This window comes from Legionella sp. JM-2024 (genome assembly GCF_055389095.1).
In genome coordinates, this window is the sequence record NZ_AP039388.1 from 588472 (window position 1) to 604894 (window position 16423).

The window sequence follows — 16423 nt, forward strand, 5'->3', positions numbered from 1 at the left end:
TGCCTATTAATTGAGCAGTATTATCTCATAAGTTTTTCTGGATTCCCAATAGAATATCGGTTTTTATTAAGGAATCCGTTAAAAGATTACACATTTCCAAGAAACTCCAAAATACTATTTTTAGTCTATTGCTGTTTTCGCTGCAGAAAGTAAGAAGAATAATGATTGTATTTTTTTATTGTTCATAGCAGAATATTTTTAAGGTTTAAAACATGGATGGAAAAAATGCCCTATTCCCTGCTAAGATCTTTTTCTTTATATCTTTTGTTTATTATTACACTGATTCCTGCAGGTTTTGCTTATGCCATGGCTCCCCAGACAGACTCTAAAGATAAAAACATAATAGAGATTCATATAGGTATCTACGCCCCTTTTTCTAATAAATTTGCTTTTATTGGAAGAAATATTTTAGCTGCCATGGAGATGGGAAGTGGACGATTAAAGTCTCCTGAAATTCACTATTCTTTTTACACCTTGGATCAACTGCCCAAAAATAGGAATGCTAGTTCTATTCTTCAAAAATTTATTGACACCCATCATATTAATGTATTAGTAACTGGTGGGAAAAAAAATGGTATAGAAGCAGCACCTATCGCCAAGAAAAATAATTTGATTCATTTCAGTATGACGAACAATCCAGTCATTGCCGATGGAAAGAATAATTTTCTTGCCTGGAGTCCGGCGTATGAACAAGCCACAGTTTTAGTTAATGAATTGAAACGAAAGCAGGTACATCATCTAGGTATTATTACAGCTAATGAACCTTCATCAACTATTTTGACTCACAGTGTCATAAAGCAATTACAGATTGATTCTTTAATTGATGTTGCTGTGTTGGAGTCTTTTGAGCCTGGGACTAAGGACTTTTCAGGATTGACCAATAGGATTAAAAGAAAAAATGCGGATATGTATTTTGTGATGGCACCGCCTGAGGATATTGAATTAATACATCAGCAAATGAAAATCGATAAGTTGAATAGACCTATCACCAGTATAGTGGAGAGAGTTACTCCCGAAGTGGTGAAGGTATTTGAGGGGCAATGGTATATTGATTCCCATGAGATGCACCCTGAGTTTATTAATCAATTTAAGCAAGAATATTTAAATTATCCAGTAACTGAGGCAGGTTATGCATTCGATTTATTTCAGATTTTGAATAAAAGTATAGTAATGTCTATAAAGACTCAAGGTTCTGTTACAAGTGAAGAAATTGCTCATCAAATTCATGATATTGCCAAAGGAACTGGAATAATGGGGACTATGATTTTGGATGATAAAGGTTCTTTATTCACTAAATCAGAAGTTAAAACCGTAAAAAATGGTGCAATACATACTGCCTAGCAAAAATAAAACCTGAAATCACCAGTTTTTAATGAACTGTTAATTTCAGGTTATTTAGAGTTTCTATCTATTAGCCAATGCCATTCCTTCTAATACTGTTAGAGCGGCATATAATTGATAATCCTCGTGTATTAAATCTCCGGCTTGATTTTCGTTGTTTTTAGATTGGGTGTTTTCTGAATTATCCTTGTTAATTAAGTGCCCATTAAGATCTGCTTCAGTAAAACCTGCCAAGGTGTCTTTTTTGACGGAATTTTTGGGAACATCAACTTCTTCTACAATGATATCAGGAATGATTCCTTTCGCTTGAATAGAAACTCCTGATGGTGTGTAGTAGAGTGCTGTTGTTAATTTTATTCCTGTTTTGCTATCAAGAGGCAAGACAGTTTGAACAGATCCTTTTCCAAAGCTTTTTGTGCCAAGAATTATAGCTCTTTTATTGTCCTTTAATGCACCAGCTACAATCTCTGAAGCAGAAGCTGAACCATTATTAATTAAGACAACAATCGGAGCATTATCCAATACATCTCCAGGGTTAGCCAAGGCAGTAAATTTAGAACCAGGCAGTCTGCCTTCAGTGTATACTATCATTTCTTGTTTACCAGTTTTGTCATTGCCAAGAAAAGCATCTGATACTTGGATAGCTGAATCAAGCAATCCCCCTGGATTGTTTCTTAGATCCAATATAAGTCCTTTTAATTTGCCACCTGATTGTTGTTTTAATTGTTCAATAGCTTTAATCATGTCTTTAGCAGTTAAAGCTTGGAATTGAGTTAAGCGAATATAACCATATCCTTCATTTAGCATTTTACTTTTTACACTTTTTATTTGAATGATTTCGCGGATTAAGTCGAATGTTAATGGTTTGTTTACTCCTTTTCTTAATACAGTTAATTCTATTGTGGTACCAGGTTTGCCACGCATCAAATTAACAGCATCCTTTAGAGTAAGACCTTGAACGGATTCTTTACCCAATTTAATGATGTAATCTCCTGATTTGATTCCAGCTTTAAATGCAGGAGTATCTACAAGAGGAGTAATTACTTTAACAATTCCATCCTCCATGGTGACTTCAATACCTAATCCACCAAATTCACCACTGGTTGATGTTTGTAATTCCTTGAATTCTTCTTCACTCAGATAGCTGGAGTGGGGATCAAGGCCAGTAAGCATTCCGCGGATTGCATTGTCAAACAATTCCTTGTCATCAACGGGCTTAACATAATATTTCTTTATTTCACCAATAGCATTAGAAAATCGTTGCACATCTTCTAATGGGATTCGTTTCGTATTAGAATTAACGGAGTTAGACTCTTCAGCCGAGAACGCAGTTAAAGGGAGCATCAGAGTTAGGGCATAAACTAATGCTAAAGTACTGGAAAAAAATTTCTTAATAACCATAGCGATCTCCTCGGATGCAAGGCCATAAAATAAGCCACCTTACTGTATTTTTTATAATGCAATTTAGATGCCAGCGGCTAAATTTTAAGACAACCAGTCTAACGGATTAACCGCCTTTCCTCTTTGTCTTATCTCAAAGTATAGACCGTTTTGCTTTATTCCTCCGCTATGGCCTACACTGGCGATTTGCTCGTTTTGATGGACAGTTTGTCCTTTGCGTTTGAAGAGAGATTGATTGTGTGCGTATAAAGTCATGAATCCTTGGCCGTGGTCAATAATTAGAAGTAAACCATAACCCTTTAGCCAGTCACTAAATACGATCTTACCGGGGTAAACTGCAGTAACCATAGAGCCTTCATCGGCAAAAAATGTCACTCCTTGATTCATTCTACGTAAGGATCTTTGCGTGGTTTGAATTGGTAACGGCAATTTTTTGCGCATTTGAATGAACGGTTTGCCAATTTTGATGACACTCTGTTGAGACAGTGAATTTAGCAAACGCGATAAATTATCTTTATCTTTTTGAAAATCTTGTAATTCATGCTGATTATTCTGAATATCAGTATTAATCGATTGAATTAGGCTACTGTGGTATTTTTTGTTTTGCTCCAACTGTTGTTGATGCAGTGTTAACTTATATTTAAGCTGTTTATTTTCTGCAAGTTCATTATCAAGTTTATTTTTATTTTCATTAAGATTTTTTCGAGTTAGATCAATTTCAATTATCAATTGTTGGCGAGATTTAATAATGTACTGATAATAAGTCAAGATTCGACTGATTTTAAATGGATCATCTTGGTTAAGAAGCCATTTCATCGGTTGATATTCACCCATCTGATAGCGGGCACGAACATGACTTGCCAGCAATTCCTGCTGAGTTGTTAACTGCTTATTTAATTGACCTATTTTTCCCTGTAGCTCTGCAATTTTTCCTTCTTTTGCAAACATTTGATTTTGAATAATTCTGAGCTTATGGACCCCTTCACCAATTTGTTTTTCTGTTTTTGATAGCTCTTGATTCAAGACAGCTTGTTTATCATGAGCACTCGCTAAAGTTTGTTTAAGTTTTATAATTTGAACATCTAACTGTTTTAATTTTGTTTGTGTTTCAGCTATTGTTGTTGGAGAGGTTTTTGCCTCAAGCTCAATACAAAAAAATAGGTTAAAAATTACTCCTAAGGTAAGTGGCGTTATTGAAAAACAGCAAAATTGTTTAGGCCAGCGCATGGTTGTTTTCCAAAAGAACATGCCCAGTCATCTCTGGAGGAGGTTTTATACCTAATAATGTCAGCAACGTTGGTGCTATATCAATTAAACTTCCTTCGGAACGGGTAAAATGCCAATCTCCACCAACATAGATAAAGGGTACTGGCTCGCTGGTATGCGCGGTATGGGCTTGATGAGTAGATTCATTAAACATTTCTTCGGCATTACCATGATCGGCAGTAATTAATAATTTCCCCCCCTGATTTTTAAGGGCTTTCCAGACACGCCCCATGCATTGGTCAAGGCATTCTATAGCATGTACAGTTGCATCAAAATTTCCAGTGTGTCCTACCATGTCGGCATTGGCATAATTGCAGATAATGACGTTATAGTCCCGGCTGTTAATAGCAGCTATCAGGGTATTAGTGAGTTCAGGTGCACTCATTTCCGGTTGCAGATCATAAGTTGCCACTTGAGGAGAAGGGATCATAATTCGTTCTTCATTCGCAAAAATACTTTCACAGCCACCGTTGAAGAAGAAGGTAACATGAGCGTATTTTTCAGTTTCAGCGATACGTAATTGACTGAGTCCGTGAGAAGACAATACTTCTCCCATGGTATTATTTAAAGGAATAGGTGGAAATGCCATGGTGGTGGATAAATTTTTATCGTATTGTGTCATGGTGACAAAGTAAGATAGTTCAGGCAGTGTTTTTCTTTTAAATCCTTTAAACAATGGATCTAGAAAGGCATAAGTTAATTGTCTTGCTCTATCAGCTCGAAAATTGAAAAATAGGATGGCATCACCATCTTGTATGGGATGAGTTTTCCCTATAAGGGTAGGTGGAACAAACTCATCAGAAAGTTTATTTTGGTAATAATAATGTATTGCGGCTTCCGCATCAGCAAACTGGTGTTCGCTTTTGCCTTGCGTTAGTAAATTATATACAGGCTCCACACGCTCCCAACGTTTATCCCTATCCATGGCATAATATCGACCGCAAATTGAATCAATTGTTGCAACAGAGTGGGTGGCAAGTTCCTTATTCAGGTGCTTTAGGCTATCAAGAGCGCTTTGTGGGGGGGTATCTCTGCCATCAAGAAACAAATGCAGATGGACAGAGTTAAATTTTTTTTGATTACAAAGCGCGAGTAATGCAAATAAATGTTGCTCATGACTGTGAACACCGCCAGGAGAGAGCAGTCCCATAATGTGAAGAGATTTCCCGGTTTTCTGTAACTCGTCAATCACTTCATGGAAAACTGCGTTTTTAGCGAATTCCCCTTTGTTTATTGCTTCGTTTATTCGAGTAAAATCTTGTTGTATGACACGACCAGCACCAATATGCATATGTCCAACTTCTGAATTACCCATTTGCTCATCAGGTAAACCAACAGGTAATCCGGAGGCTTGCAGAAGAATATGGGGGCAAGTTTGCCACCATTCATCCCATTGGGGAGTATGTGCTTTTGCAATGGCATTATATTTATCATTTTCATTATAGCCCCAGCCATCAAGAATCATGAGTACCAGGGGAGCATTATTGGACATGGGTTAAATCCTAATTCGCACACTTAAAAGGCTAAAATAGTAATTATACCTTTGCAAATGTGAGAGGTACATAGTTTCCGTAGATACTGTCTGTATTAATAGCAGTCCTCTTTCTGTACACAATTACCATAGGAATCACAGGATTGAATTGGTCGGCATCCTGGATAATAAATAATGGGTACTGGGGTCGTGATAACTAAAGAAGGCGTGGTTGATTTATCACAGGATTTACAATGGTTAAAAGTCGCTCTTTCTTCATTGTCTTTAGGTAGATATCTCGGATTTGGACCTATTCCGAAAAAATTAATGGCTGCGGCCTGGTTTACGAAGACGGTTAAACTGATAAATAAAAAAATTGTTTTGAAAATCAGACTAGTAGTATTCCTTCTCATAATCAACTCCTTTTTATTCGTGCCCAACATTATGAGATAATTAGAGTATAGTTGCTTATTATGCTTTTGCTTCTATACCAGAGCGTTATCCTTTAATTCTTCAGGGACGTATTGTGATAAATATTTACTTAAACTCAACTGTACAGTAGAGGTAACACCATATTGTGTTTTTAACAACAATAGGGTGCTCCAACCCCACCAGCTGTTTGTCCAATGCCTGTCATAAGGGTTCGCTATATTGGTTCTTCGCAAGAGTTGTTTGTTTTGATCATCCCAATAGAACATAGGGGCAATATCCATGTTATTTTCATCATTTAATTGTGTGATGTGTGGAACCATTTCCTCAATTTGATTTCTTTCTGGTAAAGATCCAGAGTAGTAGGCTTCAAATATTTCATCAGCGGAAGCTTGCAAGGTTTTTAGGAGCATTTGCTGATTTGTTTGATTAAAAGGATTAAAGTAGGAATAATCACCATAAACTAACCATTGTTCGCCTAGATTGTTATTCACATGAATCCCATATTTATTTTCTTCATTATGCATATAATTTGACAGTAAAGCGCCAAGGACAGCTGGTGTGATTATAGCCGATAACTCTTCTCGTGGAGTTCGTAAGTGGCCCGCAGCAAAATGATCAGACAAATAGTGGCTAGCAAAGGCCTCCATCGCATAAGCCATTTCCAAATCTGAGCGTTTACCTGTTTGTTTTGCTTTTAATGCTTGTTGCAAAGCAACCTGGTGACCATTTTTATAAACTATTAGGTTATTCGGTGTAAAGTGATCATAATTTTCCATGGCCAATTTTAGATATCTGCCAGGGTTTAGCCACCACGTAAGACTATTACAACCGCCTCCAGTGACACAGTTAATTTGACGACCGACTTCATTCCCAATTCGTTTATAAATGGCTTCGGGACTTTCTCCTTTCGCAATTCCTGATTCTACTTCACGCATCTCAGCCCTGATTATGGAGTTAAGATCTTCTACCTCATTGACTGCAATAATATGTTTGGCAAAACTATTAAAAACTTCTTTAAAACGAGCTTGTTTTTCTAGTTTTGTTAAGCCGTGGCTAATTGGTTTACCCACGATTCCATAGAGATCACCTAAACTCATAATGTCGCCAGCTGTTAGTGCCAAACCATTTTTTAAATGTAATACAATTCCGGCTTGAGGCACTTCATTGAGATCAAATCTTAATTTGATTTGCTGTCCCATAGACCAATGCTCAGACAAAGCAAAACTACCAGTCGATTCGCCATAAGTTATAGAAGAAAAAATCAACAAGCTTATGCACATTACTAACAATTGGGGTCTCATGAATCGAATAATAGATTTTTTCATTATGTCCTCATAAACAAGAAATGATCATTAGTCCATGTGATGAATGGTTTATGATGCAACTTTAGGGTTGAAAAATTTATGTGTTTGCCCATCCTGAGATAATACAGAAAAAATGACAGAATTCGTATCAGTAATAGTGGCCAAAAACGACGTAGAGCACTAAAAGTCATTATAACTATCTCCTTTCTGAGTATTAATGACGAAAAGTGGCAATTTGTTTCGCATGTCCATTGATAGATTTAATAATGAGGGGTTTCAAGGATAAGGTCAATTGATTTCTTAAGGTAGTACTTAAATTTTTATTTCAAAGAGGTTAGACTATGCGTCATTTCGATTAGTAGGATAAGTTGTTTTGAATTATAAGCTGCCACAGCACATTGCCATTGTTATGGATGGAAACGGGCGTTGGGCTGAAAATCGTGGCCTGCCTCGTGTAGAAGGGCATAAAGCGGGCCTTGAATCGGTTAAAAAGATTATCAATTGTTGTTTGGAAAAGAAAATCCCTTGTTTGAGCTTATTTGCATTCAGTTCTGAAAATTGGTCCAGGCCGATGGCCGAAGTCAATTTTCTTATGGAGTTGTTTTTGGAAGCCTTACGTAAGGAAATAAACGATTTAAATCATCATGGAATACGGGTAAGGTTTACAGGAGATAGGCAACCTTTATCCCAAGTTTTGCAAAGTCAAATGCGAGACGCCGAAGTTTTGACTAGGGACAATCAACATTTAATTCTAAATGTAGTAGTTAATTATGGTGGGAAATGGGATATAGTGACGGCAGCTAAAAAAATGTTTCATGCTGTTTCTGAGAACAAGTTGGCATTGGAAGAAATTAATGAAACAGTATTTACCCAATTTCTTGATACCAATGGTTTGCCAGAACCTGATTTGTTTATCCGAACTAGTGGTGAATTAAGAATTAGTAATTTTTTTCTTTGGCAAATGGCATACACTGAACTTTATTTTACAGAAGTTCATTGGCCTGATTTCAACGAACAGGAACTTGAATTGGCGTTAGCTTCTTTCCGTAAGAGGGCAAGAAGATTTGGGCAAATTTCACTATCTGAATAAAGGTAAAACCATGTTTATGCAACGATTGATTACATCATTAATTCTAGCGCCTTTGGTTTTGCTTGTCATTTTTTATGCCCCCTCTTGGATTTTATGGGGTGTACTTTTGCTTATACTTCTGCTTGCAGGAATAGAATGTTTCAAGTTGATTCCTATTGATAATTTAGTCATTCAGGCCGGTTTTTTGATTTTATTATTTACGTGCTTTTGGGCATGTGGTTATTTATATTCTTATTGGTTAAGTGTAGGGTTGTTTGTTTGGATATTAAATTGTTTAGCTGTTCTCACTTATCCACGCTCACAAAATTATTGGGGTTATCCTATAATTGTTGCCATAGCCAGTTTCATATTATTGCCTTTATTTATCCAAAGTCTCATTCGTGTTTATTCTTTACCACAAGGAAAAGGATTGTTTGTGTACTTGCTTTTTTTAATTTGGGCTTCTGATATTGGTGCTTATCTCACAGGTAAACAATGGGGAAGACATAAATTAATTCCTCAAGTTAGTCCAGGTAAATCTTGGGAGGGTGTTACAGGGGGACTAATTTTAGCTATGACAGTTGCTGGTGTGGGCTATTATTACTTTATGCCTTACTCAATTTCTATCTGGTTTGGGTTAGCATTATTTACGGTTGTGATTTCAATATTTGGCGATTTATATATCAGTATTTTGAAACGACGTTGCCAATTAAAAGACACTGGAAACATTATTCCAGGCCATGGAGGTATATTAGACCGACTAGATAGTCTAAATGCTGCGTTACCATTGTTTTATTTTGGATTAACCTACATACCGCTGGGAATTTAATTTTCGGTCGTATCAATTTTTGGATAGCGATATGCTTTCAACGTTGCTGTATTTTTTATTAGCATTGGTATTGTTGGTAACTATACATGAATATGGCCACTTTCAAGTCGCACGTTGGTGTGGCGTGAAAGTGTTGCGCTTTTCATTCGGTTTCGGAAAAATTCTTGCGCGTTTCTATGATAAGAAAGGGACTGAGTATGCTTGGTCTTTATTTCCTCTGGGCGGTTATGTCAAAATGCTTGATGAAACGGAGGGCGATGTCCCTGAGCAAGAGAAGCCATTTGCATTCAACAATCAATCTGTCCTGGTCAGGATAGCTATCGTAGTAGCTGGTCCTTTATTTAATTTTATTTTTGCATTTATAGCATTATGGTTAGTTTTGGTTATAGGAATGCACTCCTTGGCGCCAATGATTGACTCAGTGAAGCCTAATAGTATTGCCGCTCAAGCTGGGCTGGGTTCTAAACAGGAAATCATCGCACTTAATGGGGTAAATATTAATAGTTGGCGAGATTTTCAATACGCAATGATGCCTCTTATTGGTTCACAGGAAACAGTGAGTTTGACTGTCAAGTCAATGGTCAATGGACAAGAAAGCAAGCTGTTGTTACCTTTGGCTAATTGGCAAATGGATGACAAAAAACCTGACCCTATTAAAAGCTTGGGCATTGTTCCCTTTGTTCCTACTATTCCACCGGTAATAGGTGAAGTTGTACCAGATTCCCCAGCTGAAAAAGCTGGCTTGAGAATAGGTGATGAAATCATCAAGGTTAATGGTCAGCATTTCGATGATTGGTTATATTTAGTTGGTTATGTAAGGGAAAGACCCGACTCCAAAATAGATTTGGAGATTGAAAGACAAGGCAAATCGCAGAAAATAGCAGTATATACTGGAAGCCAGGAGAATAACGGGAAATTAGAAGGATATCTGGGGGTAAGATCTCAAAAAGTAGATTGGCCTGCACATTGGTTGCGTCTGGAACGTCAGACCCCAATTCTGGCACTTGGGACGGCTTTCAAGCAAACAATACAACTAACAGGCACTACCTTTATTTTAATGGGAAGGTTGGTGACTGGAAAACTGGGGTTAAATAGTATTAGTGGCCCTGTAGGTATAGCACAGGGGGCAGGGGATTCTGGGCGAGGGGGATTGGTATCTTATTTGTTTTTCTTGGCCTTAGTCAGTATTAGCTTGGGAGCACTTAATTTATTGCCAATTCCTATGCTGGATGGTGGGCATCTTTTGTATTATGTATTAGAAATTATAAGACGAAAACCATTGTCAGAGGGAGTTAAGTCCGCCGGCCTCTATTTTGGATTATTATTGTTGGTTGCTTTAATGTTTGTTGCTCTTAGTAACGATATATCAAGATTAACAGGTTAGGAGTTTATAGAGAGTAGTTCTAATTTCTGTATGATAAATGAATGAATTAATATTTTAGCGATAAAGAAAACTTGACAGCGGTTTCTACTTCCTATAAAAGGGTTTCAATTTTTTGTACAATTGAATATTTTTTTAATTTCAGAAGTGCACGTAGTACTGGACGTAAAATAATAATGAAAAAAGTCAGTAATAAATTAATATTGGGTGTTTGTTGCTCCACTCTTTTAGCTTGGTCAACCCCATCTTTTTCTTCTAGTAACTTTGTAGTAAAAGGCATCAAAGTGACTGGGCTACAGAGAGTTTCGACAGGTACAGTATTAAACTATATTCCTGTTCAAGTGGGCGAAGAAATAAGTCCCAACTCAACAGCTCAAATTATCCGTGCATTATACGACACAGGATTTTTCCAGTCAGTTTCGCTTGAGCGTCAAGGCAATATATTGATTGTTAATGTGATAGAACGCGCAACGATAGGCTCTGTTACCATTGTAGGAAACAAAGAAATTCCTTCTGATAAAATGAAGGCATTTCTTAAAGAAATGGGTCTGGTTAAAGGCAGAGTATTTCAAAGGTCCTCATTAGAGCGTTTGGAGAAGGAACTTAAACAAGCCTATACTGCTAGAGGAAAATATAATTCTCGTATAGAAACCAAAGTTACTTCCCTTACGGAGAATAGAGTAGCTATTAGTATTACAGTGTCCGAAGGTCGGGTCTCAAGGATTAAAGAAATAAAAATCATTGGTAATAATGATTTTAAAGCTAATGAATTACTGCCTGAGCTTGCGTTAAGTACTAGTAATTTGTTTACATACTTTTCTAAAAAGGATCAATACTCAAAAGCAGGGATGGATGCTTCTTTGGAAGCGTTACGTTCATTTTATCTGGACAGAGGATACTTAAAATTTAACGTAGTTTCTTCTCAAGTCTTGTTATCTCCCGATAGAAAAGATGTCTATATTAATATTCATATAGAAGAAGGACCTCAGTACCATTTTTCTGGTTACGATGTGGTTGGAAAAACCGTAATACCAAGGGAAAAAGTTGATTCACTTATTCAAGTTAAGAAAGGAGATGTTTTTTCTCGTAAGAAAGTCACTGAATCTATCTCTGCGATAGGTTTAGCATTGGGAGATGTGGGGTATGGTTTTCCTGCGATTAATGCTGAACCTCGAATAGATGAAAATAATAAATCGGTGTTTATCACTTTTATAGTTCAACCAGGTCGTCATGTTTATGTACGACGAATCAATTTTCATGGTAATACGAAGACAGGTGATTACGTTTTGCGAAATGTTATTCGCCAGGATGAAGGGGGATTATTGTCCCTACATAATATAAAGGAATCTGAGCGCCAGTTACGCATGCTTGGTTATTTAAAAAACATTGATGTTAAAACTTCTCCAGTGCCTGGAACAAACAATCAAGTTGATCTGGATGTGAATGTGGAAGAAGCACCTTCAGCAGAAGCAAGCGCTTCTGTAGGATATGGTACAAACGGTTATCAATTTAATGCATCAGTTAACCAACGCAATTTCATGGGTAGTGGCCGTTCCATGGGGGCATCTTTTAATGCAAGCCAATGGGGACAGGATTATTCATTCAACTATTATAATCCATTTTATACTGATACTGGTGTAGGTCGGGGGGCAAGTTTATACTACTCCAGAATCGATCCTAAAAATTTAAATGTCAGTACATATAGTTCTAATCGTTATGGTGGTGATATTAGTTATAACTTTCCTCTAGGTGAAAAGAGCAGCTTTCAGTTGGGATATGGTTATCAAGACGTCAACATCAGATCCGTCGGTTTGGTACTTCCAATTATCAATTTTGTTGCTTTAAATGGAAATCATTTTCAGGAAGTGAGATTGACCTCTGGTTGGAGTAGAAACAGTTATGATCAAATGCCTTATCCTAATAAGGGATTTAATCAACAAGCTATTGCAATGATGGCCTTGCCTGCAACATCACAATCTCTATCCTATTATAAGAGCTCTTATCAAGCGCATTTATATTATCCTCTAACACGCGGCTGGATTTTTTCTGTCTTGGGGAATGTAGGGTATGGGAATGCTTTCAATAATACAGGATTACCATTTTTTGAAAACTATTATGCCGGGGGTACTGCTCAACCTGGTCAGGTGCGTGGATATGACAGTTATTCTTTAGGACCGCAGGATAATTTTGGAAATGCGATGGGTGCCAACTTCTTACTCAATGGTAGTGTTGGCCTTATATTACCTTATCCATTAAGTCGGGACAGCGTAAGAACAACCATTTTTGCTGATGCAGGGAATGTATTTTCTCAAGGAACACCTCCTGCGTTACGTGGAACACCTGCTGGCCCGATGCGCTATTCAGCTGGGGTCTCATTAGAATGGCGTTCCCCTTTTGGTCCATTGGCCTTTAGCGTCGCCAAAGCATTGAATCCACAGCCATTAGACGAAACACAATTTTTCCAATTTGCTCTTTCTTCAGGTTTCTAGATAATTTATCGAGAGGACAAGAAAGCTTTAAGCAGAGTAGGTTGGGTATTGTTAAAAACAAATGCTGTACATATCGCAACCTTTTTCGAATTGTGCTAGCATTTCTAACTTTAATTTAGGAGATAATTATGAAACGTTTGGGTGCGGTGCTGGTCGCATTGGTTTTTAGTTTGTTCGGCACGACAGTATTTGCTGATTGGGCAAAGATAGGCGTGGTTGATTTGCAAAAAATCATGCAGACATCTGGTCAAATGAAAGAAATCCAACAGAAATTGGAAAAAGAATTTAAACCTCGTCGAGACAAGTTAGTCGCGATGGAATCAAGCTTGAAAAGCGACATGGAAAAATTTAAGCGTGATGGCGCTATCCTGAGTGCCAGCCAAAAGAAAGAGTTGGAAAAGAAAATTGTTGCAGCACAACAACAATTTGAACGAGATGGACAACAATATCAACAAGAATTGAGTACCGCTCATAACGAAGCAATGGAAGGTTTATATAATAAAGTTCGAGCCGCAATTACAAAAATTGCTAAAGATGAGAAGTACGATATTATTGTTCAAAAAGATGCAACACCTTTCAGCACCGAATCTCTTGATGTAACAGATAAAGTTATTAAAGCGATTAATTAATTCGGCGAATGAGTTGCTAACCTTAGTTGAACTAGCGAAACATCTAGATGGCGTTTGGCATGGAAATGCCAATCACGCCATTTTTAGTTTATCTTCCTTGGCTCGTGCTACCTCGAACGATCTTGCCTATTTTGATAACCCTTTATTCCAGTCTGTTTTGAGTTCCACTAGAGCAGGTGCTGTTTTATTGAAATCAGAGCATGTAAACGGTTGTCCTGTAAACTGCATAGCCGTCCCAGATCCGTTAGAAGCAATGTTTAAAGTGTCAAGGCTTTTACCTAATCTTAATCATATCGATACTACTGGAATTCATCCTACAGCTCAGATTCACAGATCTGTGCAAATAGGACAGAGGAGTTCTGTGGGCGCTAATAGCGTGATTGGCGAAAAGGTACAATTAAATGATGATGTGACAATCGGTTCTAATACAACGATTGAGTCTTCAGTGTGTATTGGTAAAAATAGTCGTATCGGATCTGGTGTGATAATTCATTCTGGAACGCTGATAGGTCAATCTGTGATAATTGATTCTGGTTGTATTATTGGTGCTGCTCCGTTTAATCATTATAAGGATCATGGTGTCTGGCAACAGGGACTGGTTATTGGTGGTGTAGTAATTTGCCAAGGAACACAAATTGGTGCCAATACAGTAATTGATAGAGGTTCTGTTGGCGATACTTATTTGGACGAAGGAGTGTGTGTAGATAATTTAGTGCTTATTGCACATGATGTTTATATAGGAAAAAATACAGCCGTTGCAGGTTGTGCTGCTATCGGTGCCTTAGCGCAAATAGGCTCTGATTGCATTATAGGGGGAGCAAGTTGTCTTGCAGCTAATATTCATTTAACTAATGATGTAGTAATAAGCGGGATGTCCACAGTGACAAAGTCCATTACTCGTTCTGGAATTTATTCTTCAGGAACAACAGTTCATGATCATTCCAGGTGGCGTCGTAATACAGCGCGATTTAAGCGTTTGGATGACTATATAACAAAGCTGATAACTATAGAGAAAAAATTGAATAATAACAATTAATTATATTTTCATAAAATACTTTCACCAACTTGAAACAGTATATTTTTGAAATTTCTAATTGATTAGAATGAGCTAAAGCAAGATAATGAACCATTTTCTAATAAATTAGATGATTAAATGAGAAATACGGTATGAGCGAATCGATAGAAATAAATCAAATTTTTAACTTGTTACCACACCGCTATCCATTTATTTTGGTTGATAGAGTAATAGATTATAAAGTAATGGAATATTTGATAGCAGTTAAAAATGTGACTATTAATGAGAATTTTTTTACAGGGCATTTCCCAGGAAATCCCATTATGCCTGGAGTATTAATGCTTGAAGCCCTGGCTCAGGCATGTGGTATTTTAGCAAATTTGTCTCGACAACCTAAAGAAGGATACGAGTTTTTGCATTTTTTTGCTGGTATTGATAATGCTCGATTTAAGCAAGTTGTTACCCCTGGAGATCAATTACGATTAGAAGTGAAACTGGCAGGGCAAAAAAGAGATTTTTGGCGTATGCACGGAGAAGCCTATGTTGGAGATAAATTAGCTTGTTCCGCAGACTTATTAAGCGCATCAAAGGAAATTAAAAAGTGATAGATGAAAGAGCAATGATTCACCCATCGGCAAAGCTGGCAAATGGAGTGTCAGTAGGCCCTGGTACAGTGATAGGTGCTGATGTTGAGATTGGTGAAAATACTTGGATAGGCCCGCATGTAGTTATTGAGGGACCCACAGTAATAGGAAAAAACAACAAAATATTTCAATTTGCTTCGGTAGGAGATGAGCCACAAGATATTACTTATAAGGGTGAACCAACTCGTCTTGAAATGGGTGATAATAATGTAATTAGAGAATATTGCATGATTAGCCGAGGAACTGTGAAAGGTGGAGGAGTTACCCGCATCGGAAATAACAATTATTTAATGGCTTATTCACATATAGGGCATGATTGTATGGTAGGAGACTATATCATTATGGTGAATTACGCTGCTCTATCTGGTCATGTCACTATTAACGATTATGCTATTATTGGTCCTTACGCTGCAGTACACCAATTTTGCCAAGTGGGGGCTTATGCCTTTATTGCACGGGCTACTTATGTCACTAAAGACGTATTACCTTATGTGATGATTGCAGGACAAACTACTTCTGCTTGTGGAATCAATACTGTTGGTTTAAGAAGGAGGGGATTTTCCTCGTTAGCGATTGATTGTTTGAGGCGTGCTTATAAAATTATTTTCAGAAAAGGATTAACAGTTCAGCAAGCAGTCACTGAACTAGAGCTAATTCAAAATGAGTGCCCTGAAGTTATTCCCATGATTGATGCCCTGAATCAATCAACACGAGGCATTGTGAGGTAATTAATGGTTGTTACCCCATATTTAGCTGTTGCTATTGGAGGCTCTTTGGGGGCATTTTCACGTTATGTTGTGATAATAATGACTCAAAATATATGGGGATTAAAGTTTCCTTATGGAACTCTTATAGTGAATACAGTAGGATCTTTCCTGGCTGGTTTTTTTCTTACTGTATTGATTGGTCGTTTTAGTGCCGAGGAGTCATTCCGTTTATTCCTTTTTACCGGGTTTTTAGGTGCTTTTACTACTTTTTCGAGTTTTGCTGCAGAATCCTTATTCATGTTTGAACAGGGTTATTGGTTGAAATTAATTACAAATATATTAGTTAATAATATTGGTTCATTATCCATGGTATTAATTGGATCGTTAGTTGCCAAGTACGTATTGCTAGGGTATTTGGACCCAAATTAATAAGTAAGAGTGTTTG

The 16423-nt window shown here is 37.2% G+C and carries 15 protein-coding genes; 10 read left to right on the forward strand and 5 right to left on the reverse strand.

What is annotated here, in order from left to right; all coding sequences use genetic code 11:
• The first annotated feature begins 225 nt into the window (after positions 1-225).
• Positions 226-1341, forward strand: coding sequence for an ABC transporter substrate-binding protein (locus ACZ5EK_RS02625; RefSeq protein WP_464431267.1), 1116 nt, complete (start codon positions 226-228; stop codon positions 1339-1341).
• A 63-nt stretch (positions 1342-1404) separates the two neighbouring features.
• Here the strand turns inward: ACZ5EK_RS02625 and ACZ5EK_RS02630 are convergent, their stop codons facing one another.
• The 5 genes from ACZ5EK_RS02630 to ACZ5EK_RS02650 form a co-directional block, all read right to left on the reverse strand.
• Positions 1405-2742: a S41 family peptidase gene (locus tag ACZ5EK_RS02630; RefSeq protein WP_464431268.1), complete on the reverse strand. Its 1338-nt coding sequence runs from the start codon at positions 2740-2742 to the stop codon at positions 1405-1407.
• A gap of 84 nt (positions 2743-2826) precedes the next feature.
• Positions 2827-3990: a murein hydrolase activator EnvC family protein gene (locus ACZ5EK_RS02635; protein ID WP_464431269.1), complete on the reverse strand. Its 1164-nt coding sequence runs from the start codon at positions 3988-3990 to the stop codon at positions 2827-2829.
• On the reverse strand, positions 3956-5500 hold the full coding sequence (gpmI, locus tag ACZ5EK_RS02640) for a 2,3-bisphosphoglycerate-independent phosphoglycerate mutase (protein ID WP_464431270.1): 1545 nt from the start codon (positions 5498-5500) through the stop codon (positions 3956-3958). The genes ACZ5EK_RS02635 and gpmI overlap by 35 nt, the downstream gene beginning before the upstream one ends.
• Positions 5501-5595: 95 nt before the next feature.
• A complete protein-coding gene (locus ACZ5EK_RS02645; protein WP_464431271.1) occupies positions 5596-5892 on the reverse strand; it encodes a hypothetical protein in 297 nt (98 codons plus the stop codon).
• A gap of 72 nt (positions 5893-5964) precedes the next feature.
• Positions 5965-7236: a phospholipase gene (locus tag ACZ5EK_RS02650; protein WP_464431272.1), complete on the reverse strand. Its 1272-nt coding sequence runs from the start codon at positions 7234-7236 to the stop codon at positions 5965-5967.
• Positions 7237-7588: 352 nt separating this feature from the next.
• On the opposite strand from ACZ5EK_RS02650, the gene uppS reads away from it, so the two are divergent.
• The 9 genes from uppS to crcB all read left to right on the forward strand — a co-directional run bounded on the left by uppS (position 7589) and on the right by crcB (position 16407).
• On the forward strand, positions 7589-8305 hold the full coding sequence (gene uppS / locus ACZ5EK_RS02655; protein ID WP_464426394.1) for a polyprenyl diphosphate synthase: 717 nt from the start codon (positions 7589-7591) through the stop codon (positions 8303-8305).
• Positions 8306-8315: 10 nt separating this feature from the next.
• Entirely contained in the window at positions 8316-9113 is a 798-nt protein-coding gene (locus tag ACZ5EK_RS02660) for a phosphatidate cytidylyltransferase (RefSeq protein ID WP_464431273.1), read from the forward strand.
• A gap of 31 nt (positions 9114-9144) precedes the next feature.
• The gene (gene rseP / locus ACZ5EK_RS02665) at positions 9145-10497 is read left to right on the forward strand and encodes an RIP metalloprotease RseP (RefSeq protein WP_464431274.1); all 1353 of its coding nucleotides are present in this window, start codon (positions 9145-9147) and stop codon (positions 10495-10497) included.
• A 173-nt stretch (positions 10498-10670) separates the two neighbouring features.
• Entirely contained in the window at positions 10671-12983 is a 2313-nt protein-coding gene (gene bamA / locus ACZ5EK_RS02670; RefSeq protein ID WP_464431275.1) for an outer membrane protein assembly factor BamA, read from the forward strand.
• A 128-nt stretch (positions 12984-13111) separates the two neighbouring features.
• Positions 13112-13612, forward strand: coding sequence for an OmpH/Skp family outer membrane protein (locus tag ACZ5EK_RS02675; protein ID WP_464431276.1), 501 nt, complete (start codon positions 13112-13114; stop codon positions 13610-13612).
• Between the two features lie 13 nt (positions 13613-13625).
• Complete coding sequence (lpxD, locus tag ACZ5EK_RS02680) at positions 13626-14648, forward strand: UDP-3-O-(3-hydroxymyristoyl)glucosamine N-acyltransferase (protein ID WP_464431277.1); 1023 nt, start codon at positions 13626-13628, stop codon at positions 14646-14648.
• 131 nt (positions 14649-14779) lie between these two features.
• The gene (gene fabZ / locus ACZ5EK_RS02685) at positions 14780-15232 is read left to right on the forward strand and encodes a 3-hydroxyacyl-ACP dehydratase FabZ (RefSeq protein WP_464431278.1); all 453 of its coding nucleotides are present in this window, start codon (positions 14780-14782) and stop codon (positions 15230-15232) included.
• Positions 15229-15999 (forward strand): acyl-ACP--UDP-N-acetylglucosamine O-acyltransferase, encoded by a 771-nt coding sequence (gene lpxA, locus ACZ5EK_RS02690; RefSeq protein WP_464431279.1) that lies wholly within the window; start codon positions 15229-15231, stop codon positions 15997-15999. The genes fabZ and lpxA overlap by 4 nt, the downstream gene beginning before the upstream one ends.
• Before the next feature lie 3 nt (positions 16000-16002).
• Positions 16003-16407, forward strand: coding sequence for a fluoride efflux transporter CrcB (gene crcB, locus ACZ5EK_RS02695; protein ID WP_464431280.1), 405 nt, complete (start codon positions 16003-16005; stop codon positions 16405-16407).
• The last annotated feature ends 16 nt before the right edge of the window (positions 16408-16423 follow it).